The following is a 22,310-nucleotide window of genomic DNA, read 5'->3' on the forward strand; positions in this document are numbered from 1 at the left end:
TCCGCCAAACCAACTCCCACGGAGCCCCCATGTCCCAGTCGCCCATCCGCACCGTCTATCTCAACGGCGAGTTCTTGCCGGAGAACGAAGCGCGCCTCTCGATCTTCGACCGCGGCTTCCTCTTCGGCGATGGAATCTACGAGGTTACCGCCGTGCTCGAAGGCAAGCTGATCGACAGCGCCTCGCATATGGCGCGCCTGGAGCGCTGCGCGCGTGAAATCGATGTGCCGTTGCCGGTACCGACCGACGAGATCGTCGCGATCGAGAAGCGGCTGATCGAAGAAAACGGCCTTGTCGAAGGCATGGTCTATCTGCAGCTCACCCGGGGCGCCGAGGACCGGAACTTTCTGTTCTCCGAGGATATCAAGCCGACGCTGGTGCTCTTCACCCAGGCAAAGACGCTGGTGACCGCCACGACCAAGGGGCTGTCGGTCAAGACCGTGCCCGACCAGCGCTGGGCGCGCCGCGACATCAAGAGCGTGTGCCTGCTGCCGCAGGTGATCGCCAAGCGGATCGCCAAGGCCGAAGGCTGCGACGAGGCGTGGATGATCGAGGACGGGTTCGTGACCGAAGGCGCATCGTCGACTGCCTACATCGTGACTGCGGACAACCGCATCGTCACGCGCGGCAACAGTCAAAAGACGCTGCCCGGCTGCACCAGGCTCGCCGCTCTGGCGCTCGCCGCCGAACAGGGAATGACTCTGGAAGAACGCCCCTTCACGCTCGAAGAGGCGCTCAACGCCCGCGAAGCGTGTCTCACCAGCGCCTCGAATTTCGTTGCGCCGATCACCCGGATCGACGGCAAGCCTGTCGGCAGCGGTGAGCCGGGCCCGGTGGTCAAGCGCCTGCGTGAGCTCTATCTGGAGCACGCGCGGCGAACGGCGATCTAGCTCGACCGTGCGGGCCAGGCTGTCGCTTAGGCGACAGCTTCCAGGTTCTGCCAGACGCGACCGACCACTGGGCGGCGGTTCTCCTTGGACCGGTAGAGCCGGATCTCGACGCTCACCTCCCAGCGGGGGTCGGCGGCCCTGACCAGCGCGCCGTTCGCCAGCTCGTCCGTCATCAGGCTCTCGGGCACCCAGGCGATGCCCCAGCCGGCTTCCGCCATGGCCTTCAAGCCCACCGACATGCTGCCTTCGTGCACCCTTTGCGCCGGCGGCAGCGTGGGGCCGATCAGGTCGTCGAGAAGCTGACCGAAGAAGGACGACTTTTCGTAGCGCAGATGCGGGAAAGGTTTCGTGCCGCCTTCCAGCCGGTGTAGCGGCGCACCCGCTTCATTCGCCGCCGAAACGGGGATGATGCGCTCGTGCCCGAGTACGCGATGTTCGAAAGCCTGAGGATCGAGCAGGTGCGGGACCTGGGTGTGGGCGTAGGTGAGCAGGAAGTCGCACTCGCCGTCGACGAGCGAATTGAGGTTTTCCTCCATGCTGCCGGAATCCGGGCGAAGCCGGGAGAAGAGCGGCCCGCTGCGGGCGTTGACCCGTGTCATCCACGCGGGAAAGAAGGTGAAGGAGAGCGTGTGCAGCGCCGTCAGCTTGATGGTGCGGGCGTCGGAGCCTTCCTCCTGCTGCAGATTGCGCCGTGCCTGATAGAGTTGCTTCAGCGTGTCCTGAGCCACCGGCACGAATTTCGATCCCGCTTCCGTAAGGCGCGAAGGATAGGTCGCGCGGTCGACGAGCGTCGTGCCGAGCCAGGCTTCCAGCTGCCGGATGCGCCGGCTGAAGGCGGATTGGGTGACATGGCGCTCGTCCGCCGCCTTTGAGAAGTTCAGCGTGCTGGCGAGCGCCAGAAAGTCCTCAAGCCATTTGATTTCCACGGGCATGCACTCCTGAAGTCCGGCCCGTCATTCGCCGGCGACCGGGCTTCTTTTGAGGCAGCGCCCGCGCGCCATCAAGAAAAATCAGGCGCGGCGGCGATATTCGATCATCCGGGCACGGCTCGTCACCAGTTCGAGGTGATCGGGCCCGAGGAGATGCAAGCAGATGCGCTTGACCCAGGGCCCATCGCTCAACGTGAACAGGAAGCGACCGTTGCCGAGCGGAGTGAGCTTCATGATCTGACGGACGGGGCCGACGCCCATCAGGACCGCGCCGTTCTCGATCGTGAACTCCGCGCCTTCGTCCGAGCACCAGACCCCGGAAAGCGATGCCGGCACCGGCTCGGCCGTTGCGGCCGGAAGGAAGCGTCGCTCGACATGCCCGACCTCGCCGAGAAGGGCGGCGCCGTCGCGGCGCAGCCGCAGGGGCGATGAGGCGGAGCGCGACGAGACCCAGCCGTCGCCGTCGTCATAGAGCGTCTCGTCCGCATCGAGATAGGTGCAGGTGCTGCCCTTGACCTCGATCCACCAGGGGCCGGTTTCCGTCACATAGAAACCGTCACCGAGGTCAGCCGCGGGATCCGGCAGTGCGAGCCCTGTGAGCGCCGCCATGCTTTCGAGCGCGATCTTGTAGCCGTTGGTGTCCTCGCGGTTGGAGACGACGACGAAGCCGACACGCGTCTCGGGATCGAGCAGGAAATAGGTCTTGTAGCCGGGATGCGAGCCGCCATGGCCGACGAATTCGCGGCCGCGGAGCGACGAATTGCGCAGGCCGAGACCATAGCCCGTCGAGCGTCCGTCGGCGAGGTATCTGGGTGCCTGCAGTTTTTGCAGAAGACCGGCGAAGCGACCTTTGTCATCAAGCAGGGCCTGCAGCCAGGTGGCAAGCGCCCGGGCGCTACCGGTGAGACTGCCCGAAGCGGAAATGTGCAGGCCGGCGGCAGAGAGCTGCCAGCTTTCGCCCGAATGCCAGTAGCCGGGAACGAGGCCTTTCACCGGGTCGTTCCAGACATCCGGCGCTTTCAGCGCAATGCCAAGCGGGCCGGCGATTTCCGATTGGACGAAATCGTCGAAGCGGAAACCCCGGCGCTCCAAAGCCGCTTCGATGAGGCGATAGCCGGTGTTCGAATAGGAGACCTCGGTGCCGGCATCAAAGTTCAGCCGCTCCAGGCGTGAGAGGTATTCGAGGAGCGGTCCCGCCTTCGTCTCCGTGTAGACGGAAAGGCCGAGCAGCGACAGGCATTCGCGGGTATCCGGCAGGCCGCCCGTCATGTCGAGCGCCTGCCCGACCGTTACGTCCGCGAGCGGCGAGCGCAGTTCCGGAAGGTGTTGGCCGAGCGGATCGTCGAGACCGATGAGATCGGCATGGGCCAGCACCATCGCTGAGAACACGTGCTTGGTGAGCGACGCATAGCGCACGACGCTGTCGACCGTGAAGGGTGCGGATGTCGCGAGGCTCTCGACGCCAGCCGTATGCGAGAAGCATATGCCGGATGCGTCGAAGCCGATGACCGCGCCGCCCGGCTCGTCCGCCGCCCGTTGTGCGGTCAGGCCTTTCGCAGCCGCTTCGGCGGCCTGCCAATCGAGCGTTGCCGGCTTCGTCATGTCCATTCTCCAATCCTGACCGCAGCGGTTTCCCGCGCGTATTCTCGACTAAGCACGACAGTACCTTGTGCCGCCAATTCCGATTCCGGCAGGGGCTATGCACGGTTTGCATTTGCCCGGTCTGCCTGCATCGGGTTAGGGCGGCGGGGAAAAAGGGTGCGGTTCCCGCACCCAATGTCTATGGTCCGTCGGCGACTATCCATGAGTCGCGCTTGAGGACAACAGGTTGAGAAGGCGGTCCAGAATTGGCGACGCAAGCGAAAATCCCGGTCTTTGACGGACATAACGACGTGCTGTCGCGGCTCTGGCGTTCGCCGGGCGGCGCTGCCGAGCGCCGTTTCCTCGACGGTGTCGATACCGGGCATATCGATCTCGACAAGGCCGAGGCGGGTGGCCTCGCCGGCGGCCTCTGCGCCGTCTACGTGGCATCGCCGGGCCTCGCCAAGGACGGCAGCGGCGAGTTCGCAACGCCCGATCAACAAAGCGCGCTCGAAGCCACGCTCGGCATGGCGAGCCTGCTGATGCGGATCGAGCGCCAGTCAAAGGGCCGGCTGAAGATCTGCCGCAGTGCTGCTGATATCCGCTCCGCAATGGACAAGGGTGCCTTTGCCTCGGTGCTGCACATCGAGGGCATCGAAGCCGTTGGCGCTGACCTCGATGCGCTCTATGTCCTTCACGCCGCGGGTCTGCGCACGCTTGGCCCCGTCTGGAGCCGGCCGAACATTTTTGCCTATGGCGTTCCCTTCCGCTTTCCCTCCTCGCCCGATATCGGTCCGGGCCTCAGCGAGGCCGGCAAGGATCTGGTGCGCGCCTGCAACGAGTTGAAGATCATGCTCGATCTTTCGCATATGAACGAGCAGGGCTTCTGGGACATCGCCGCGCTGTCGCAGGCGCCGCTCGTCGCCTCCCATTCCAACGTGCATGCGCTCTGCCCGCACAGCCGCAATCTGACGGACCGTCAGCTCGACGCGATCAGGGACAGCGGCGGTTTGGCCGGTATCAACTTCGGCGTCCTTTTCCTGCGCGCGGACGGGACCAGGAACACGGATACGCCGCTCTCGCTCCTTGTCGCCCACATCGACTACATCGTCGAGCGTATCGGTATCGAGCATGTGGCGCTCGGCTCTGACTTCGACGGTACGGCCATCCCGGCGGCCATGCGCAGCGCGGCCGATCTGCCGCTGCTCGTCGACCTGCTGCGCACCCGCGGCTATGACGACGCGGCGCTCGCCAAGATCTGCCACGGCAATTGGATCCGCGTGCTGGAGACGACCTGGGGCGCGTGAGCGCCGGCCGGAGCCACGCAGGCGCTAGGTCCTGGAAGCGATCGGCAGGGCTTCGAGCAGCACGCTGATCGCGCAATCGACAGCGGCCGTGCGTCGATCCCGGGCGAATAGCCCATATTGCACGGCAAACGGCTTCGGCACGGCAGACGAAGCGGGTAGCGCCCGCATCGTGCCCGCGCGGATCGCTTCCGGCGGAAGCAAACCAATGCCGAGCCCGTTCTCGATCGCGGCCTGCAGCGCCGTGATGCTCTGGCTGGTAAAAGTGATCCGGTGTTCCCGGCCATGGTCGGCCAGCGTCTCGATCATGCGTCGGCGCCAGAGGCAGGGCGCGGCGAAGGCGACGAGGTCGATCGGCCGCGTTTCGTCGAAAGCGTAGTCCGTCGCACAGACCCATTGCAGGTCGACGTTCCAGGTGGTGAGGGCGTCGGCGGTGACCACCGAGGTCGGCACGACCATGATGTCGAGGTCGCCTTCGGGCCAGGTCTTTCCAAGCGCCACGCATTGCTCGACCACCACGTCGAGCCGGATCTCCTGGTAGCCGCGCCGCAATCGCCCGAGCGCTTCGGGCAGCGCCGTCGTTGCCACTTCCTCGGCAAGCCCGACCCGCACGCCGCCGCTGAGGTCCGCCTGTCGCAGCCGCGCCGCCGCTTCGTCGCCGAGCGCCAGCATGCGCGTGGCGTATCCGAGGAACAATTCGCCTTCGGGTGTCGGCACGACGCCACGACCGGTGCGGGTGAAAAGTTGCCGGCCGAGAAGATCTTCGAGCCGGCGCATCTGCATGCTGAGCGCCGATTGCGTGCGGCCGGTCTGGGTGGCGACGCGGTTCAGGCTGCCCTGTCGGCAGACCGCGACGAAGCTGCGCAGGAGGTCGATGCTGATCTGATCAGATATCACGATCTTTGAACTCTGTTGTCATTGATATCAGTCTACACGGGGGACTCACGCATGGCTATCTGTCAGATGTGATCAGCGAGGAAGGCGGAGCAGCAGCAAGCAGATTGGCATCGACCGTCGCTTGGAGGCTGCCACGGCCAGCCGACCAACCAGAGGACCAGATCCATGAAAGCTATCCGCGTGTATCAGCACGGCGGGCCTGATGTGCTCGCCTATGAAAACGTCGAACGCGGCGAACCCGGCCCCGGCGAAGTGCGGGTGCGTAACCGGGCGATCGGCGTCAACTTCGTCGATATCTATCTGCGCAGCGGCGCCTATCCGCCGCCGCAGCTTCCTTTCATCCCAGGCAAAGAGGGAGCGGGCGAGGTGATCTCGGTCGGGCCTGGCGTCGAGGGCTTCAAGCCGGGGGACCGCGTCGCCTACGCCGAAGCGCTTGGTGCCTATGCGGAGGAGCACAATGTGCCTGCCCGTGTCCTCGTGCATCTGCCTGACGGCATCGATTTCGAGACGGGTGCGGCGATGATGCTGAAGGGCCTGACGGCGCAATATCTGTTGCGTCGCACCTTCCGGGTCGAGGCCGGTCATACCATCCTCGTCCATGCGGCCGCCGGCGGTGTCGGCGTTATCCTGACGCAATGGGCAAAACATCTTGGCGCAAAGATCATTGGCACCGTCGGTTCGCCGGAGAAGGCCGAACTGGCACTGGCCAACGGTGCTGACCACGTGATCGACTACGGCAAGGAGAATTTCGCCGCCCGCGTGCGCGAAATCACCAAAGGCGAGGGGGTCGATGTCGTCTATGACAGCATCGGCAAGGCGACGTTCGAAGGTTCGCTCGACAGCCTTCGGCCGTTCGGTCACTTCGTCAGTTTCGGTGCCGCTTCCGGCCCGATCCCGCCCTTCGACATCACGACGCTGGCGCAGAAGGGGTCGCTTTACGCCACCTGGCCGCTATTGCCCGCGCATCTGGTTCGGCGCGACGACGTGCTGGCGATGAGCAAGGATCTCTTCGCCGTCGTAGCAAGCGGCGCGGTCACGATCCCCGTGCATGCGCGCCTGCCGCTTTCCGAGGCAGCCGAGGCGCATCGCCGGCTCGAAGGACGTCAGACGACGGGTGCCATGGTGCTTCTGCCATAGAGCGCGGGGCGAGCCACTCGACAAACGCGTGACGGCGCCGGTTGCGGCGCCTGTCACTTGTCCTCGGCGATCCCGCTGGCGTCGAGCCGGTTTTCGGCCCGGGTCACGGCAAGGCTGTCGGCAGGGCTTCCGGAGGGGGCGCCGTCGCCGAAGACGTCCATGGTACAGGTGTGCAGGATCGTGGTCGGCTCGCTGGTGTGGTTCCACATCGTATGGGTGCGCAGCGACGGGAAATGGGCGGAATCGCCAGGCTCCAGAACCATAGCCTCGCCGTCCACTTCCAGCGTCAGTGCTCCCTTCAGAATGAAGAAGATTTCCTCACCCTCATGCGACATCGGTTCGCTGCGATGGCCGGGCGGCTCGTGGATGATGGTGCTTCTGAGCACGTTGCCGGGAAAGGACGCGGAGAGCCGCTCGTAGGAGACGGCCTTGCCGCTTTCTCCGCCGAGCCCATAGACCGGCCGGTGTTCGCGTCGGGTGAACGGCGTTGCCACCTTCGGCGGGTTGAGAAAGCTGCCGGCCTCGACCTTCAAGGTCCGGCAGACGGCGATCAGCGAGGTCAGCGAGGGAACGGTGATGCCGCGCTCGATCTGCGAGATGAAGCCGACGGAAAAACCGGCCTCGTCGGCGACCTCCTGAAGCGTCATCTTCAAGCTCTTTCGCCGCTGACGCAGGCGATCGCCAAGCGACGGCGTTTCTGCCGCGCCGGTCGATGCGCCGCTGGCATGGTCCGCCGTCGTCACTGTCTGTCCCCTTCTCGTCTCTCCTCAAGCTAGGGTGCAGCCCGATTTCCTGTCAATCGTTTTTAGATATCCTAAAAATTTCGAGTGCGCCCGAAACGCCGGTTCGGGGTGAATAGCGCGAGATCGGTCAGTTGCTGCGCGGCTGTTCGACGGTGGCCGCCACGATGCGGCGCACGAACGGAAGGACCACCAACAGGCTCGGGAAGGCGACCAGCCAGGAAAAGGCCCAGGCCTTGATCCACAGTGCGAGAATATCGGGGTGGATGCCGTTGCCGATCGCCGTCGAGACGAAGGAAACGATGCCGGACATCAGGACGGAGAGAACGAGCGGCATGACGATGGTCTGGTATCGGTGCGGAAGCTTCTTTGGCATGAGGTGAACTCCGGGGGAATTGGAAGGGATAGGGTCGCCAGCCTTTAGGCCTGCGCCAGTTCGTGAATGAAACTTTCGAGATTGCGCGGTTCGCGCTGAAGTGCGGCGCGGAGCGTCAGGCTGTTTCCACCGAGGCCGACTTCGGCATAGTGGGCGTGGACCTTGGACAGCAGTTCCAGCTGGTGGTCGGTGTATTTTGCGGCGATTGGCTTTGCCCATTCGTGAAAGCCGATGGTTGCCGCAACGATCGGCCGACTGAGCGCGGCGCTCATCATTTCGGCAATTTCCTCGCGGTTGTGCCGGCCCTCGGCGCTAAGTTCCAGCGTCGCATAGGCGAGGCGGTCTTCCGTGAGCGCGATCGCCGCGACGTCGGCGACATCACGGTAGTCGACGCGGGCGATGCGCGTGGTCGTCGGAAACGGCTCTGCGAAGCTGCCGGTAGCAAGCACACTTGCCCAGGCGGACCGCAGGTTCTGCATGAAGTTTGCCGGATGCAGGATGGTGTATTCGAGCGGTGAGGAATAGAGCGCATCCTCCACCGGGATCTTTGCCGCGTGGTTCTTCAGCCGCACATGGGTCGGCTGGATGACCGAAGAGAAAACGAACTTCCTGACGCCGGCGCGCACGGCGGCTTCGACCATCGACACGCCCATCGCCGCCTCATCCGGTGCAAAGGCCGGACCGATGTGAAAGACGCCGGCAGCACCCTGAAGCGCCTGCTCGAGGCTTGCACGCTCGCGCAGATCGCCGATCGCGATCTCCGCTGCGCCGAGCGATTTCGCAAGCGCGCCCTGCGCTTCGTCGCGGATGAGGGCGCGAACCCTGGCGCCGCGCCGCGCCAGTTCCGGAACGACGAGGCCGGCAAAGCGGCCGGTGGCGCCGACGACAAGGATCGTGTTGGAGCGCTGGTTCATGGGTGTCTGCCTTTCGAGCCGTCGTGATGTGACGATCTCAAGCTAGTGGCGCGCAACAATGGGGACAATCAGCGAGAAATGTGATTTATTCTCCAGCAAAACGGGATTATCGCATGAGCCGGATCGAAGACCTGGAAGCCTTTCTGGCCATCGTCGAGCAGGGGAGCCTGACGGCCGCGGCGAAACGCCTGGAGCGGCCGCTGCAGACGGTCAGCCGGTCGCTCGCCATGCTCGAAGCCGATGTCGGGGTCGAGCTGGTGCATAGAACGACCCGCCGCTCGATGCCGAGCGAGGCGGGTGAGAGCTTCTATCTGCGCGTCAAGCCCGCAGTGGAGCAGATTCACGAAGCGCGGGAGGAGGTGGCACAGCGTCGCTCCGAGCCGTCAGGCGTGCTGCGCCTCGGGGCGCCCAGTCTGTTTGCTCCACGGTTCCTGATGCCCGTGATCGCCGAGTACATGGCGAAATATCCTGAGGTCGAGGTCGATCTCGACCTCTCCGATGCTTTCGTCGACCTCGCCGCAAGCGGGCTCGATCTGGTCGTGCGGATCGGCGATCTTCAGGATTCCGGGCTGACCGGCAAGCGCCTGGGCGCGCTTCGCCGCGTCGTCTTCGGTTCGACCGCCTATTTTGCGCGCTTCGGCCGGCCGGTTCATCCGCAGGAGCTCTCGGCCCATCGTTGCGTCACGCGCACGGGCGACGAGCGACCCGGCGTCTGGATGTTCACCATCGACGGGCGGGCTCGGGCGTTCAAGGTGAGTGGCGCGGTTCGCACCAACTCGATGAACGCGATCTATGCGGCGGTGGAACAGGGGCTCGGCCTCGGTTTTTCGCCGCTCTGGCAGATCAAGGACCTGATCGATGCGGGCAAGGTCGAAACAGTGTTGGAAGACTTCGAGCCTGCTCCGGTGCCGATCCATGCGCTCTGGCTGGAGGGGCGGACCCCATCTGCAAAGATCCGCCGCTTTCTCGATCTGCTCGGAGAACGGTTGAAACTCGACCGGCTCTAGGCGGGCGCAGACCTGCTTGCCTGCACCCGCCTGATCCGTGAAGTCGCCTACTTCGCGAACTTCTTGGCGCCGGCGACGCAGAGCACGATCGCGCCGGTTGCGGCTAGCATGCTCCAGCTGACCGGCTCGCCGAGAAGCGTTGCCGCTAGCGCCAGGCCGAAAAAGGGCTGCAGAAGCTGCAACTGCCCGACGCCGGCGACGCCGCCGAGCGCGAGGCCGCGATACCAGAAGACGAAACCGACGAGCATGCTGAACAGCGAGACATAGGCAAGGCCCGCCCAGGCGCCGGTCGTGACGGTCGCGAAAGAGGCTGGCAGCGTGAACAGTGTCAGCGCCAGCATGATCGGTAAGGACAGGACCAAAGCCCAGCAGATCACCTGCCAGCCGCCGAGCTTGCGCGACAGGCTGGCGCCTTCGGCATAGCCGAGGCCGCAGACGATGATGGCGCCGAGCATCAGGAGGTCGCCGATCGGCGAGGCGGCAAAGCCCTGCACCAGCGCAAAGCCGACGACAGCAGCGCTGCCGAGCGAGGAGAAGAGCCAGAAGGCCGGGCGTGGCCGCTCGCCGGCGCGCATGACGCCGAAGATCGCGGTTGCCAGCGGTAGCAGGCCGACAAAGACGATCAGATGCGCCGAGGTGACATGCTGAAGGGCCAGCGCGGTCAGCAGCGGAAAGCCCAGTACGACGCCGAAGGCGACGATCGCCAGCGAAACGAGGTCGGCCTTCGCCGGGCGCGGCTGGCGGAAGATGAGAAGCAGGACGAGGCCGAGCAGGCCGGCGATCGCCGCGCGCGCCACCGTCAGGAACACCGGGTCGAAATCCATCACCGCAACGCGGGTCGCGGGCAATGATCCACTGAAGATCAGCACTCCGAGAAAACCACTCACCCAACCGTCTGCCGTCTTGTCCATAGCATTCTCCTTTTTTGCCTGTATCGGGCGAATGGGCTGGCCCGGCCAGAGACAATGCGGTACAGTTTTGCAAAACTGTATTGGATGTGCGAGCAGTACGGATGACGGTCCAGGATTTGGAAATCGGCAGCGAAACGCTGCTCGAAGGCGTGATGGCGACGATCCGGCAGCGGATCGCCGGGCGTATCCTGACGCCGGGGACGAAGCTTCCATCGATCCGTGCCTTCGCCAACACCATGCGCGTTTCGAAGTCCACCGTCGTCGAAGCTTATGAGCGGCTGGTGGCCGAAGGCGTCATTCGCTCAAAACCCGGCGCCGGTTTTTTCGTCTCGGCGCCGCTGGCGCCCCTTTCTCTGGCTGAGATCGGTCCGCGGCTCGATCGGGCCGTCGATCCGCTGTGGGTGTCGCGCCAGGCGCTGGAAACGGGCGATAACGTGCTGAAACCCGGCTGCGGCTGGCTGCCGCCGAGCTGGATGCCGGAAACTGCAATCCGCCGTGCGCTCAAATCCGCAACCAAGCTGGAGGCGAGCGGGCTGACGGACTACGGAACGCCGCTCGGTCATCGGCCCCTGCGCCAACTTCTCGCCCGACGCCTCGGCGAACACGGCGTCGAGGCATCGCCCGACCAGATCATCCTGACGGAGTCGGGCACGCAGGCGATCGATATTCTCTGCCGCTTTTTGATCGAGCCAGGCGATACGGTCGTGGTCGACGACCCCTGCTATTTCAATTTCCATGCGCTGCTGCGCGCCCATCGGGCAGAGGTGGTGAGCGTGCCCTATACGCCTTCGGGGCCTGATCTCGAGAAATTCGCTGAGGTTCTCGCAACCCACCGGCCGCGGCTCTACATCACCAACTCAGCGCTTCATAATCCGACGGGCGCGACGCTCTCCCCGGTCGTTGCCCATCGGCTGCTGAAGCTGGCCGAACAGGCCGGGCTGACAATCGTCGAGGACGATATCTTCGCCGATTTCGAGCATGCGCCGGCGCCGCGGCTGGCCGCCTTCGACGGGCTTGAGCGTGTCGTGCAGATCGGCAGCTTCTCCAAGACCCTCTCGGCCTCCATCCGCTGCGGCTTCATCGCCGCGCCGCGGGAGTGGATCGAGGGACTGGTCGACCTGAAGATCGCCATCACGTTCGGCGGGCCGAGCCTTTCGGCGGAGCTGGTCTTTGCGATGCTCAAGGACGGCAGCTACCGCAAGCACATGGAGGCACTACGCCAGCGCCTGTCGCGGGCAATGAGCGATACGGTGGCGCGGCTCGCCGAGATCGGCATCACGCCATGGATCGAGCCGCAGGCGGGCATGTTCCTCTGGTGCCGCCTGCCCGAGAGTATCGATGCGGCCGAGGTGGCGCAGAAGGCGCTGCAGCAGGAAATCGTTCTGGCGCCCGGCAACGTCTTTTCCCGCGCCGGCACCGCCAACGGCTTCCTGCGCTTCAATGTTTCCCAATGTGGTGACGCGCGGCTTTTCAAGGTTCTGCCCACGATCATGCGCCAATGCGGGAAGCCGCCGGCCGGCTGAGCGAGCTGTTTATCGCGCCGCTGCACGTTTTGCAGGCAATCGCTGGCGTTTGCCGGCACTCGATCATCTGTCGCCGCGTTGTTGCCCTGGTTTGCTGCGGAGTCAGGCAGTATTTGCCTATTTTTTGTGCGATTAGCTGCTTCCTTGCGCTGCCGCACCGGTCCGCTGGCGCCGCATCTGTCGCCAATGATCGTTTTATCTCGACTTTCGGCCTTGAATCCGAGTTGGCACGATTAATGCTTCTTAATTGGCATCGGTCGTCGGGTAGCCAATCTGGATTGCCCAACCGCCTTCGGAACCCAGCCATTCCTGGCGTCATGTGAGAGAACGAAATGACAAAGTTTAAGCTCGAATACATCTGGCTCGACGGTTACAAGCCCACCCCGAACCTGCGCGGCAAGACCCTGATCAAGGAATTCGACGCTTTCCCGACGCTTGAGCAGCTTCCCCTCTGGGGCTTCGACGGTTCCTCCACGATGCAGGCCGAAGGCAGCAGCTCGGACTGCGTGCTGAAGCCAGCCGCCGTCTATCCGGATCCGGAGCGCAAGAACGGCGTTCTCGTTCTCTGCGAAGTCATGATGCCGGATGCCAAGACGCCGCATCCGTCCAACACCCGCGCGACGGTCCTCGAAGACGACGGCGCCTGGTTCGGCTTCGAGCAGGAGTACTTCTTCTACCAGGGCGGCCGCCCGCTCGGCTTCCCGGACGCCGGCTTCCCTGCGCCGCAAGGCCCCTATTACTGCGGCGTCGGCTTCAGCAACGTCGGCGACGTGGCCCGTAAGATCGTCGAAGAACATCTCGACATCTGCCTTGCTGCCGGCATCAACCATGAAGGCATCAATGCGGAAGTCGCGAAGGGCCAGTGGGAATTCCAGGTGTTCGGCAAGGGCTCGCGCAAGGCTGCCGATGAAATCTGGCTCGCCCGCTACCTGCTGCAGCGCCTGACGGAAAAGTACGGCATCGACGTCGAATACCACTGCAAGCCGCTCGGCGACACCGACTGGAACGGCTCGGGCATGCACGCCAACTTCTCGACCGCCTACATGCGCGAAGTCGGCGGCAAGGAATACTTCGAGGACCTGATGGCGGCTTTCGCCGAAGCCCGTGCCGACCACATCGCCGTCTATGGCCCGGACAACCACATGCGCCTGACCGGCAAGCACGAAACCGCTTCGATCCACCAGTTCAGCTATGGTGTTGCTGACCGTGGTGCGTCGATCCGCGTTCCGCACAGCTTCGTCAACAACGACTATAAGGGCTATCTCGAAGATCGCCGCCCGAACTCCAAGGGCGACCCCTACCAGATCGCTTCGCAGATCCTGAAGACGATCTCCACCGTTCCGACCGACGTCGAAAAGCGCGAAGCCGCCTGATTTTTTGGCCCGGCGCACACGAGGGCGCCGGGCCAAAAATCGACGGGGTTGCGCTTTTCGCGACCAAACAAAAACGCCCCGCGGTCAGCGGGGCGTTTTTTTGTTTGCCGATCGGTGGGCGGCTCAGGCCGCACGCACGAAATGATCCGGTTCGACCTCGCGGATCGTCGCCTGATCTGCCGCCGAGCGCCGGCGGGTTTCGTCTGCTTCAGCGGAACTGACCTGCGCGTTCGGGTCGTCGAAGCGGATATCCGGATCCGGCACCGCGGACAGCAGCAGCTTCGTATAGGGGTGGGCCGGGTTGTCGATGACCTTGCCGGTATTGCCCCATTCGACGATCTGGCCGGCATACATCACCGCGATATCCTCTGCGACGTAGCGGGCGGTGGCGATATCGTGGGTGATGTAGAGCAGGCCGAGGTTCATGTCGCGCTTCATCTCGCTCAAGAGATTGAGCACGCCGAGCCGCACGGAAACGTCGAGCATCGAGGTCGGCTCGTCGGCAACGATGACCTCGGGCTTGGCCGCAAGCGCCCGGGCGATGTTGACGCGCTGGCGCTGGCCGCCGGAAAGCTCGTGCGGGTACTTCGGCGCGACGATCTCAGGATCGAGCTTCACCTGGCGAAGCAGGGCCTTGATCTCTTCGTCGACCGCAGCCCCCCGGATGTCGGGACGGTGCAGCATCAGCGGCCGCTTCAGGTGATAGGCGATCGTGTGCGCCGGATTGAGCGAGGCGAAAGGATCCTGGAAGATCATCTGCACCGAGCGGCGATAGTCGGCGATTTCCTTGGCTCCGGCCGCGTTGACGGGCTTGCCCTTATAGAGCAGCCGCCCTTCGCTCGGCTCATATTCGCGCATGGCGATGCGGGCGCAGGTGGTCTTGCCGCTGCCGGATTCGCCGACGACGGCAAGCGCCCGTCCGGCATGCAGCGAGAACGAGATGGCCCGCGCGGCGCGCACCGCGCCGGGGCCGTTTCCGAAGGTCTTGCTGACTTTATCCAAAGTCAGAATGGGTGCGGATAGGCCGGTCATCGAAGAACGCCTCCATGCAACGAGGGGAAGGAGGCCCAGAGCTTCTTGGTATAGTCGTGCTCCGGTGTCCGGTAGATGGCGTCGGCGGTGCCCTGTTCGACCAGCTTGCCGCCGAGCATGATGCCGATGCGGTCACAGAACTGCACCATCAGCCCGAGATCGTGGGTGATGAAGAGCACGGCAAATCCGAGCTTGCGCCGGAGTTCGTTGATCCGCTGCAGGATTTCGCGCTGCACGACCACGTCGAGCGCCGTCGTCGGCTCGTCCATGACGATCAGCCGCGGATCGAGCGCAAGGCAGATGGCAATGACGATGCGCTGGCGCATGCCGCCGGAAAACTGGTGCGGATAGTCGCGCATCCGGTCCGGCGAGATATCGACGAGCTTGAGCATCTCGGCGGTGCGGTCCCGCGCCTGGGCGCGAGTGATGCGCTTGTGTGTTCTCAGCACGTCGTAGAACTGCTGCTCGATGCGCAGCACCGGGTTGAGCGAGTTCATCGCGCTCTGGAACACCATCGCCACTTCGCGCCAGCGGAAGTCGGCAAGATCCCTCTGGTCGAGGTCGAGCACGTTGCGGCCGTCGAGCAGGATTGTGCTTTCCTTGCGGATCAGCGCCGGCGGCTTGTGCAGCCGGCTGATGGCAAAGGCGATCGTGCTCTTGCCACAGCCGCTCTCTCCAGCAAGGCCGAAGACCTCGCCGGGGGCGACGTCGAAGCTGACATTGTCGACGGCGCGGAAGTCGTTGGTCTCGCCAATGTAGTCGATGGTCAGGTTCTTGACGGAAAGTAGAGGTGCGGTCACAGGCGGCCCTCCCCGGAGCGGATGAGTGCGGACCAGCGGCCGAGCCGGTTGCCGGTGCGCAGCCGCGGATTGGCGATTTCGTCGACGGCGAAGTTCAGCAGCGACAGGCCGATACCGAGGAAGGCGAGCGCGAAGCAGGGTGTCAGGATGTCCCACCAGGCACCGACCGAAAGCGCAGAGGCCTTCTGCGCGGCATAGAGCATCGTGCCCCAGGAAACGACCTTGGGGTCGCCGAGGCCGAGGAACTCCAGGGTTGCCTGGGTGATGATCGCGAAGATCACGCTGCCGATAAAGTTGATGCCGACGATCGAGATGAGGTTGGGGAAGATCTCGAAGGTCATGATACGCCAGCGGGGCTCGCCCATCATCTCGGCGGATTTCACATAATCCTTCTGCTTGACCGAAAGCGTCTCGGCGCGGGTGACGCGGGCGCCCCAGGCCCAGGAGGTGCAGCCGAGAATGAGTGCGATGACCCACGGGCTTGCCTGGCCGATGAAGGCGGCGAGCACGAGCAGCAGCGGCAGGTTCGGGACGACGAGCACCATGTTGGTGAAGAAGCTGATGACCTCGTCGATCTTGCCGCCGCGATAGCCGGCGATGATACCGAGCGCCGTGCCGACAACGGTGATCAGAAGCCCGGCGCCGAAGCCGACGGCCAGCGACGTGCGGGCACCGTAGACGAGGCGTGCGAAGACGTCCTGGCCGATGCGCGTGGTGCCGAGCCAGTGTTCGAGCGACGGCGACTGGTGCGGCCGCCCGACGCGGGCGCTCGGATCATAGGAGGTCAGCAAGGGGGCGGCGATCGCGACCAGCAGAATGAAGGCGACGATCAACGCGCCGACCATGGCCTTGCGGTTGTGGATGAGCGGGAAGGAGGAGGTCTTCATTTCACGCCCTCTTCAGTCGCGGGTCGAGCAGCACGTAGCTGACGTCGACGATGAAGTTTGCAATGAGCATGGTGGCGGTCATGATCAAGAGCTGTCCCTGGATGACGGGGTAATCGCGGGCGAGGATCGCCTGGTAGAGGATGTTGCCGAGGCCGGGGTAGTTGAACACCACCTCGGTCACCAGCGAGCCGCCGAGCACCGTACCGATGGCGATCGCAAGGCTCGACACGGTCGGCAACAGGGCGTTGCGCGCCGCATACCAGATCATCACGCGGGTGTCGGAGAGCCCCTTGGCGCGGGCCATGACGATGTAGTCCTCGCCGAGCAGGTTGATCATGTTGTTGCGCATGGTCACGGCGAAGCCGCCGGTCAGAACGGCGCAGAGCGTCAGCATCGGCAGGATGCCGTGGTAGAGGATGCTGCCGATATATTCGAACGTGAAGGCCGGATCGAGCGCCGGATCGGCGGCATAGCCGGTCGGGAACCAGCCGAGCGTGAAGCCGAAGGTGAAGACGACGATCAGCGAGGTGACGACGGCCGGAACCGAGGTCGCGAAAATCGCGCCGACGGAAACGATGACGTCGAACAGGCTGCCGCGCCGCCATGCCGCGAGAATGCCGAGGAAGGTGCCGAGCGCGAAGCTGACGATGGTCGCGGTTCCCATCAGGCCGACGGTCCACACCAGCGCGTTGCCGAGCACGGTGGTCACCGGCAGCGGGAAATACTTGATGGAACGGCCGAGATCGCCGCTGAAGATGCTGCCGAGATAGGTGAGGTACTGCTGCCAAAGCGGGCCGTCGACGAAGCCGAAGGTGAGTTTCAGGGCCTGCAGGCTTTCGGGCGGCAGTTCAGCGCCGGCACTCGAAAACATGATCTGCACCGGATCGCCGGGCATCAGCCGCGGCAGGAAAAAGTTAATCGTCGCCGCCGCGACGAAGGCCGCCAGATAGAAGCAGAGGCGGCGAAGCAGAAAGGCCATCGGGAACTCCATCGACTGGGGCTGCCGCAAGAGCGCGTCAGGTGGCAGGGCTGTCTTCTTGTCGAACCGCCCGTGGAGACGGACCCCAAGGACGATTGCGTGGCGGACGAAAAGCGCCCGCCACCGTTGCCGATCGAGATGCGACGCCCTCCCGGATCATCGTCCGAAAGGGCGCCGCGCCTTCGATCAGGGATCACTTCACCGGTTCAAGCGCCAGCAGGTGCAGAAGACGCGCCGGGTTGTTGCGCGTGATCGACGGGTTGACGAAGGGGTTTTCCGCCGTCGCCCAGCCCTTGAAGCGCTTGGTGTTGTACTGGTACCAGTTCGGGTTGTTGAACACCGGCATGACAGGCATGTTCTCGGCGACGATGCGCTGCGCCTTGTTCATCGCTTCCTTCTGCTTGGCAGGATCGGCAGTCTGTGTGAACTCGGTCAGCAGAGCCTCGACTTCCGGATTGAACCAGCGTTGCGAGGTGAAGCGGGTCTTGCCCTTGTCCGACGCGCTGAAGGCGCGCTTGTAGGGATAGTAGGGCGAGGCCGATGCCGGCAGGCTGTTGATCGCGGCGTCGAAGGTGCCGTTGATCAGGTTGCCAGTCCAGACGGCTTCCTCGGGCGTCTCGATCTTGGCGTCGAGGCCGACGGCCTGCAGGCCTTCAACGGCGATCGTCACGGTGTCGATCCAGTCGGTCCACGAACTCGGTACGATGATCGAGAACGAGATCTTGCTGCCATCCGGGTTATCGCGGAAGCCGTCACCGTCCTTGTCGGCATAACCGGCCTCGTCGAGCAGCGCCTTGGCGGCATCCGCATCGTACTTGCCGTACTTGCCGAAATCGGCGGCAACCGACGGATCGGCCCAGCTCTTGTAGAGCTCGCCCATGCCGGCCGGATCTTCGTTCAGCGTCGGGTAGCCGTAGCCGGCGACGTCGACCATGGTGCCGCGGTCGAGCGCCATCGAGGCGGCACGGCGGAACTTGACGTCATTGAAGGCCTTGCGGTTGTTTTCATTGGCTGTTTCCTGGTTGAACAGGAAGGCGACCATGCTGCTCGGCGAATACCAGAAGTGGAAGTGTTCCGGATCCTTGGCGACGTAGACGTTCTCGATATCCGGGATGAAGGAGACGCCCCAGTCGAGCGTGCCCGACGCGGTCGCCGTCAGGATCTGGTTGTTGTCGGCAAGCTGCGGGAAGCGCACGCAGTCGACTTTGAGCGTCGCTGCATCCCAGTAGTGCGGGTTGCGGCACTGGTCGTAGGTCTGGCCGGTGAAACGCGGAATTTCGGTCAGCGGACCGCTGCCGACAGGTGTTTCGTTGGCGAAGGTCACCGGCTCGGCGATGTCCTTCCAGACGTGCTCGGGCACGATCGGCAGCTGCGCCAGCTGTTCGGCTGCAAGCGAGCTCGGGTTGGCGAGCGTGAAGCGGACGGTCTGGGCGTCCACGGCCTCGACACCGGTGATGAAGGTCCAGATGCTGACGAAGTCGAGCGCCGGGAACTTCTTCAGGTAGTCGTAGGTGAACTTGACGTCGGTCGCCGTCAGCGGCTTGCCGTCCGACCATTTCAGGGTCGGACGAAGCTTGAACTCGATCGACTTCAGGTCGTCGGCGAGCTTGAAGCTTTCTGCAAGGCGAAAGACCGGCTTGTTGCCGTCGAAGCGGTTGAAGACGACCAGCGGCTCGTAGATGAAGTCGAGCGTGCTCTGGCGCGCCGAGGTCTGGTTGAATGGGTTGAAGTTGCGAACCCAGGTGGTCGCCGGCTCGATATTGGCCGTCAGCACGGTCTGTGCCGCTGCCGGGCCGGCGATGAGGGCGAGCGCAGTGGCTGCGCCGAGAAGCGATTTTTTCACGGTAGTTCCCCTTTTAGATCGCTAGGATTTCTTGTTTCGGTCAGGCAACGAGGGCGCTGTTGAAGATGTCCTCGACTTCGGCATGGGCCTGGCGAACGTCGACCTTCAGCGTGCCGAGGCGCGCCTTGCCTGCCGCGATGCGTTTCAGTGCGGCCTCCGTTAGCGGCCTTGCTGCCTTGGCTGCCGCTTCGCTTTCCGCGAGTGTGCCGTGGCTGTGCAGCGCAATGTCGGAGCCGGCATCGAGCACCTGGCGGACGCGCTCCGGCAGTGTGCCGCGCAGCGATTCCATGAAGATGCAGTCGGAGACGAGCACGCCGTCATAGCCCATGTTGTTGCGGATGACGTCGTGCATGATCGGCGAGATTGACGCCGGCAGCTCCTTGTCGAAGGCGGAATAGACGACGTGGGCGACCATGGCCCAGGGCGTGTCGCGAAGCGCAACGAAGGGCTTGAAATCGGTGGACGTCAGCAATTCGCGCGAGGCGTCGACAACAGGACGCTCCTTGTGCGAATCGAGCGTCGCGCGGCCGTGGCCGGGAATGTGCTTCATAACAGGCATGTTGCCGGTCTCGAGCAGGCCATCGACGACTTCGCGGCCGAGGGCTGCGATGAAATCCGGGTCGGCGCCGAAGGAACGGGCGCCGATGACGGAGCTCGTCGTCGAGAAGACGAGGTCGAGCACCGGCGAGCAGCCGCTCGTCAGGCCGAGCTCGGTCATCATCGTGCCCATGGCCTGGCTCGACAGGCGCAGCGCCTTTTTGCCGAGGGCAAAGTCACGGCGGGCCAGTTCGGCGAATTCGCCGAAGGAACGGAACAGCGGCCAGGGGCCGGCGTCGAGATGCTGAACGCGTCCGCCTTCCTGGTCGGTGAACACGGGAGCGTCTTCACGGCCAACGGCTTCGCGGAAGCGCTCGATCAGCACTTTCACCTGGCCGGGTTCGCGCTGGTTGCGGCGGCCGACGAAGAGGCCGAGCGGGTTGGTTTCGCGAAACAGCGCGAACTCGTCGTCCGAAAGCGTAGGGTTCGGAAGACCGACAAAAAGGGCGAGGGGTGTCGAGGACATTATTCAGGCTCCGAGATTGGAATTATTTGGAGGGGCGACGCAGCATGCCCTGGTAGATCCCCTTGTCGGGGGCGGGGATCGGCACGGCGCCGACGGTCTTTGCGTAGAAATCGACGGGACCGGCGTCACCGATGAAGGCATAGGCGTGGCCAAGCGTCTTCATGGTGTCGAGGCAGTCGGAAAGCAGCGCGACGCCGATGCCCTTTCCCCGGGCGACGGGATCGACGCCGGTCGGGCCGAAGAAGCCGGGCGCGGTCGTGTCGTAGCAGGCGAAGCCGACGAGCTTGCCGTCGTCAACCGCGATAAGACAGGCGACGGGCCTGCGCGTGAAGGCGACAGTCACCTCGCTCGCCCAGTTTTCGCTGAAGTTCTCCCGAACCCAGCCCACGACCAGGCCCATTTCCGGCGGCAAGGCGGGACGGATCGTCAACTTGTCGGTTTCGGTTCTGCGCTTGAGTTCACCGAGGATCGGCGAATACAAGCTCACCAGCATGTCAGGCATATGCTCCTCCACATATTCCTTTATTAAGGAATTGCTGCCTTTGTAATGCAATAGATGGAGCCAACCTGACCGGCTTGTCAATCGCCAATCGTCAGTTTTGGGGGTCTATCTGCGTTCAGCAGGTCCCTATGTGAGCGGATGAAACGTTTCCACGGCCGTTCGCGTTGTCTAAAATCACGCGATCGTGCATCGCGTGGATCCGAAACAACGGTCGAGCGAGAGAGCGAGCCGATGCGGGGCTGCGGAAATTGCACATTTGTACAACTTTGTTCTTGAGTTGTTCGAAGTATATTTTGATTTACAAAAACACTAAGTATGGATGTATACGCTTATAGCGTGTGCGCCCGGAGAATAGTTCGACCTTTTCGCGCGCAATCAAGTATTTCTTGAGAGGAAAAGTATCGTTTCCCGTTTGCACCGGCCTGGTTTGTTGGCCGGGCCGACCGGCTACTCCGCTGGGCGCGTCAGGATGAACACCGCGGGAAGCGCCATAGCGGCTGCGACGATAGCGGCGAGCAACAGGCTCGGATTGCCGAAGAAGAGGAAGAGGCCGAAGCTGGCGGCCATCAGGCTGACGGCCCCGGTCTTGGCCCGCCGGGAGATCGCCCCCTTTTCGCGCCACAGCCGCAGCGAGGCACCGAAGACCCGGTGGTTGAGCAACCATTGCTCGAGCCGGGGCGAGGCACGGGCAAAGAGCCCGGCCGCCAGCAGCAGGAACGGCGTCGTCGGCAGGATCGGAAGGAAGGCGCCGATGACGCCGAGGCCGACCATCAGCCACGCGAGGCAAAGGTAGAGAAGGCGAAGCGCGGGGTTCACCGGATGGCTCCAAGCTGGGTCATGCTTCGGATGCCTCGGCGCTCGCGACCGTTGCGGTCTCGAGCGGGGGCCAGCGACGAAGCGCCTCGGCGCCCTGTTCCGACAGCGCGTAGACGCCGCGGTCGATCTTCTCGAACCAGCCATAGACGTTGCTGAGCAGGATTTTGGCCGCATCCGGCGCGACCGGGCGCAGATCGCGCGGGCGTTGCTGGCCGGCTTGAAGGGCGGCGGCGCAGGCGAGCGCCTGCTGCCGGTAGGCGGTCATGATCGGCGTGCGCGTCGCGCCGCCCGCGGTCGGATCGCCCTTGCGGCGGCGGTGTTCGCTGATCAGGCGCGCCCGCTTCCTGTTGTTCTTGCGCGGCATCACCGCAGAGGCGGTGAGAATGACGTCGACCATGCCGTTGTCAGCGACCGAAAGCATGCCGAAACCGAGCCTGCGGCAGAGATCGCGGAAACGGCGGTCACTCTCCCGCCCCTTGCCCTTGGCCGAGACACGGGCGGCGACCCACACCTCGTCGCCGGCGGTGGCGCGATCGACCGCCTGGAGGATCAGTTCAAGATTGAAGCTCAGCTTCAGTTCGCATACGACCACCAGCGGCGGTTCGTCGTCGCTGAGCGCGACGATATCACATCCGCCGATCTCGCCCTTGACGTTGTAGCCGCGGGTTTCAAGGAAGCTCTTGATCGGCTGGTAAAGGGTCGTCTCCAAACCCAAAAATCCTGTTCTGCTGAAACCGGAAGGCGCCAAAGGCGGCCTCGAATAGGCGGCGAAGCGTTGCCGCTGGAATGAACATCTAGCAGATAAC

22 protein-coding genes are annotated in these 22,310 nt (G+C 64.0%); 6 read left to right on the plus strand and 16 right to left on the minus strand.

Annotation, left to right across the window (positions count from 1 at the left end):
- The first annotated feature begins 29 nt into the window (after positions 1–29).
- The gene (locus M2267_RS25015) at positions 30–890 is read left to right on the plus strand and encodes a D-amino-acid transaminase (protein ID WP_429118185.1); all 861 of its coding nucleotides are present in this window, start codon (positions 30–32) and stop codon (positions 888–890) included.
- Positions 891–916: 26 nt separating this feature from the next.
- On the opposite strand, the gene M2267_RS25020 is transcribed toward M2267_RS25015, so the two are convergent.
- Entirely contained in the window at positions 917–1,816 is a 900-nt protein-coding gene (locus M2267_RS25020) for a LysR family transcriptional regulator (RefSeq protein WP_429118187.1), read from the minus strand.
- Positions 1,817–1,900: 84 nt separating this feature from the next.
- Positions 1,901–3,421 (minus strand): serine hydrolase domain-containing protein, encoded by a 1,521-nt coding sequence (locus tag M2267_RS25025; RefSeq protein ID WP_429118190.1) that lies wholly within the window; start codon positions 3,419–3,421, stop codon positions 1,901–1,903.
- Positions 3,422–3,666: 245 nt separating this feature from the next.
- Between M2267_RS25025 and M2267_RS25030 the strand changes: the two genes are divergently transcribed.
- On the plus strand, positions 3,667–4,707 hold the full coding sequence (locus M2267_RS25030; protein ID WP_429118192.1) for a dipeptidase: 1,041 nt from the start codon (positions 3,667–3,669) through the stop codon (positions 4,705–4,707).
- A gap of 24 nt (positions 4,708–4,731) precedes the next feature.
- On the opposite strand, the gene M2267_RS25035 is transcribed toward M2267_RS25030, so the two are convergent.
- Positions 4,732–5,601, minus strand: coding sequence for a LysR substrate-binding domain-containing protein (locus tag M2267_RS25035; RefSeq protein WP_429118195.1), 870 nt, complete (start codon positions 5,599–5,601; stop codon positions 4,732–4,734).
- 165 nt (positions 5,602–5,766) lie between these two features.
- Between M2267_RS25035 and M2267_RS25040 the strand changes: the two genes are divergently transcribed.
- The gene (locus M2267_RS25040) at positions 5,767–6,738 is read left to right on the plus strand and encodes a quinone oxidoreductase family protein (RefSeq protein WP_429118198.1); all 972 of its coding nucleotides are present in this window, start codon (positions 5,767–5,769) and stop codon (positions 6,736–6,738) included.
- 53 nt (positions 6,739–6,791) lie between these two features.
- On the opposite strand, the gene M2267_RS25045 is transcribed toward M2267_RS25040, so the two are convergent.
- From M2267_RS25045 to M2267_RS25055, 3 genes are all read right to left on the minus strand, one after another.
- Positions 6,792–7,481, minus strand: a complete 690-nt coding sequence (locus M2267_RS25045; protein ID WP_210335958.1) for a helix-turn-helix domain-containing protein — start codon at positions 7,479–7,481, stop codon at positions 6,792–6,794.
- Positions 7,482–7,608: 127 nt separating this feature from the next.
- The gene (locus M2267_RS25050; protein WP_043622886.1) at positions 7,609–7,854 is read right to left on the minus strand and encodes a DUF2798 domain-containing protein; all 246 of its coding nucleotides are present in this window, start codon (positions 7,852–7,854) and stop codon (positions 7,609–7,611) included.
- A 44-nt stretch (positions 7,855–7,898) separates the two neighbouring features.
- Positions 7,899–8,768: an NmrA family NAD(P)-binding protein gene (locus tag M2267_RS25055; RefSeq protein ID WP_429118201.1), complete on the minus strand. Its 870-nt coding sequence runs from the start codon at positions 8,766–8,768 to the stop codon at positions 7,899–7,901.
- Positions 8,769–8,881: 113 nt separating this feature from the next.
- Between M2267_RS25055 and M2267_RS25060 the strand changes: the two genes are divergently transcribed.
- Entirely contained in the window at positions 8,882–9,775 is an 894-nt protein-coding gene (locus tag M2267_RS25060) for a LysR family transcriptional regulator (protein WP_429118204.1), read from the plus strand.
- A gap of 47 nt (positions 9,776–9,822) precedes the next feature.
- On the opposite strand, the gene M2267_RS25065 is transcribed toward M2267_RS25060, so the two are convergent.
- Positions 9,823–10,686: a DMT family transporter gene (locus tag M2267_RS25065; protein WP_429118207.1), complete on the minus strand. Its 864-nt coding sequence runs from the start codon at positions 10,684–10,686 to the stop codon at positions 9,823–9,825.
- 101 nt (positions 10,687–10,787) lie between these two features.
- Here M2267_RS25065 and M2267_RS25070 point away from each other — a divergent pair, with 101 nt between their 5' ends.
- Positions 10,788–12,209, plus strand: a complete 1,422-nt coding sequence (locus M2267_RS25070; protein WP_429118210.1) for a PLP-dependent aminotransferase family protein — start codon at positions 10,788–10,790, stop codon at positions 12,207–12,209.
- Positions 12,210–12,541: 332 nt separating this feature from the next.
- Positions 12,542–13,582, plus strand: coding sequence for a glutamine synthetase beta-grasp domain-containing protein (locus tag M2267_RS25075; RefSeq protein WP_043622900.1), 1,041 nt, complete (start codon positions 12,542–12,544; stop codon positions 13,580–13,582).
- Between the two features lie 123 nt (positions 13,583–13,705).
- Here M2267_RS25075 and M2267_RS25080 read toward each other — a convergent pair whose 3' ends face one another.
- From M2267_RS25080 to M2267_RS25120, 9 genes are all read right to left on the minus strand, one after another.
- Complete coding sequence (locus M2267_RS25080; RefSeq protein WP_429118214.1) at positions 13,706–14,614, minus strand: ABC transporter ATP-binding protein; 909 nt, start codon at positions 14,612–14,614, stop codon at positions 13,706–13,708.
- Positions 14,611–15,414 carry an ABC transporter ATP-binding protein gene (locus tag M2267_RS25085; protein ID WP_429118217.1) on the minus strand — a complete coding sequence of 268 codons (804 nt, stop codon included), beginning with the start codon at positions 15,412–15,414 and terminating at the stop codon, positions 14,611–14,613. The genes M2267_RS25080 and M2267_RS25085 overlap by 4 nt, the downstream gene beginning before the upstream one ends.
- A complete protein-coding gene (locus M2267_RS25090; RefSeq protein WP_429118220.1) occupies positions 15,411–16,301 on the minus strand; it encodes an ABC transporter permease in 891 nt (296 codons plus the stop codon). Before M2267_RS25090 ends, M2267_RS25085 begins: the two co-directional genes overlap by 4 nt.
- A gap of 1 nt (position 16,302) precedes the next feature.
- On the minus strand, positions 16,303–17,280 hold the full coding sequence (locus M2267_RS25095; RefSeq protein WP_060529168.1) for an ABC transporter permease: 978 nt from the start codon (positions 17,278–17,280) through the stop codon (positions 16,303–16,305).
- A gap of 193 nt (positions 17,281–17,473) precedes the next feature.
- Complete coding sequence (locus tag M2267_RS25100; protein WP_429118225.1) at positions 17,474–19,123, minus strand: ABC transporter substrate-binding protein; 1,650 nt, start codon at positions 19,121–19,123, stop codon at positions 17,474–17,476.
- Positions 19,124–19,163: 40 nt separating this feature from the next.
- Positions 19,164–20,186 carry a glycoside hydrolase family 3 N-terminal domain-containing protein gene (locus tag M2267_RS25105; protein WP_429118228.1) on the minus strand — a complete coding sequence of 341 codons (1,023 nt, stop codon included), beginning with the start codon at positions 20,184–20,186 and terminating at the stop codon, positions 19,164–19,166.
- 22 nt (positions 20,187–20,208) lie between these two features.
- Positions 20,209–20,688 carry a GNAT family N-acetyltransferase gene (locus M2267_RS25110; RefSeq protein ID WP_429118231.1) on the minus strand — a complete coding sequence of 160 codons (480 nt, stop codon included), beginning with the start codon at positions 20,686–20,688 and terminating at the stop codon, positions 20,209–20,211.
- Positions 20,689–21,135: 447 nt separating this feature from the next.
- On the minus strand, positions 21,136–21,504 hold the full coding sequence (locus M2267_RS25115) for a YbaN family protein (RefSeq protein ID WP_429118234.1): 369 nt from the start codon (positions 21,502–21,504) through the stop codon (positions 21,136–21,138).
- A 19-nt stretch (positions 21,505–21,523) separates the two neighbouring features.
- Complete coding sequence (locus M2267_RS25120) at positions 21,524–22,213, minus strand: DUF2161 domain-containing phosphodiesterase (RefSeq protein ID WP_429118237.1); 690 nt, start codon at positions 22,211–22,213, stop codon at positions 21,524–21,526.
- Positions 22,214–22,310: the final 97 nt, after the last annotated feature.

The sequence above is a fragment of the Ensifer sp. KUDG1 genome, from assembly GCF_050434285.1.
Lineage (GTDB): Bacteria > Pseudomonadota > Alphaproteobacteria > Rhizobiales > Rhizobiaceae > Ensifer.

Excerpts from the sequence above, each read along its gene's own strand:
- M2267_RS25015 (WP_429118185.1), top strand. The coding sequence starts at position 30 with ATGTCCCAGTCGCCCATCCGCACCGTCTATCTCAACGGCGAGTTCTTG.
- M2267_RS25025 (WP_429118190.1), bottom strand. The coding sequence starts at position 3,421 with ATGACGAAGCCGGCAACGCTCGATTGGCAGGCCGCCGAAGCGGCTGCG.
- M2267_RS25040 (WP_429118198.1), top strand. The coding sequence starts at position 5,767 with ATGAAAGCTATCCGCGTGTATCAGCACGGCGGGCCTGATGTGCTCGCC.
- M2267_RS25050 (WP_043622886.1), bottom strand. The coding sequence starts at position 7,854 with ATGCCAAAGAAGCTTCCGCACCGATACCAGACCATCGTCATGCCGCTC.
- M2267_RS25055 (WP_429118201.1), bottom strand. The coding sequence starts at position 8,768 with ATGAACCAGCGCTCCAACACGATCCTTGTCGTCGGCGCCACCGGCCGC.
- M2267_RS25060 (WP_429118204.1), top strand. The coding sequence starts at position 8,882 with ATGAGCCGGATCGAAGACCTGGAAGCCTTTCTGGCCATCGTCGAGCAG.
- M2267_RS25065 (WP_429118207.1), bottom strand. The coding sequence starts at position 10,686 with ATGGACAAGACGGCAGACGGTTGGGTGAGTGGTTTTCTCGGAGTGCTG.
- M2267_RS25070 (WP_429118210.1), top strand. The coding sequence starts at position 10,788 with ATGACGGTCCAGGATTTGGAAATCGGCAGCGAAACGCTGCTCGAAGGC.
- M2267_RS25075 (WP_043622900.1), top strand. The coding sequence starts at position 12,542 with ATGACAAAGTTTAAGCTCGAATACATCTGGCTCGACGGTTACAAGCCC.
- M2267_RS25080 (WP_429118214.1), bottom strand. The coding sequence starts at position 14,614 with ATGACCGGCCTATCCGCACCCATTCTGACTTTGGATAAAGTCAGCAAG.
- M2267_RS25090 (WP_429118220.1), bottom strand. The coding sequence starts at position 16,301 with ATGAAGACCTCCTCCTTCCCGCTCATCCACAACCGCAAGGCCATGGTC.
- M2267_RS25095 (WP_060529168.1), bottom strand. The coding sequence starts at position 17,280 with ATGGCCTTTCTGCTTCGCCGCCTCTGCTTCTATCTGGCGGCCTTCGTC.
- M2267_RS25105 (WP_429118228.1), bottom strand. The coding sequence starts at position 20,186 with ATGTCCTCGACACCCCTCGCCCTTTTTGTCGGTCTTCCGAACCCTACG.
- M2267_RS25110 (WP_429118231.1), bottom strand. The coding sequence starts at position 20,688 with ATGCCTGACATGCTGGTGAGCTTGTATTCGCCGATCCTCGGTGAACTC.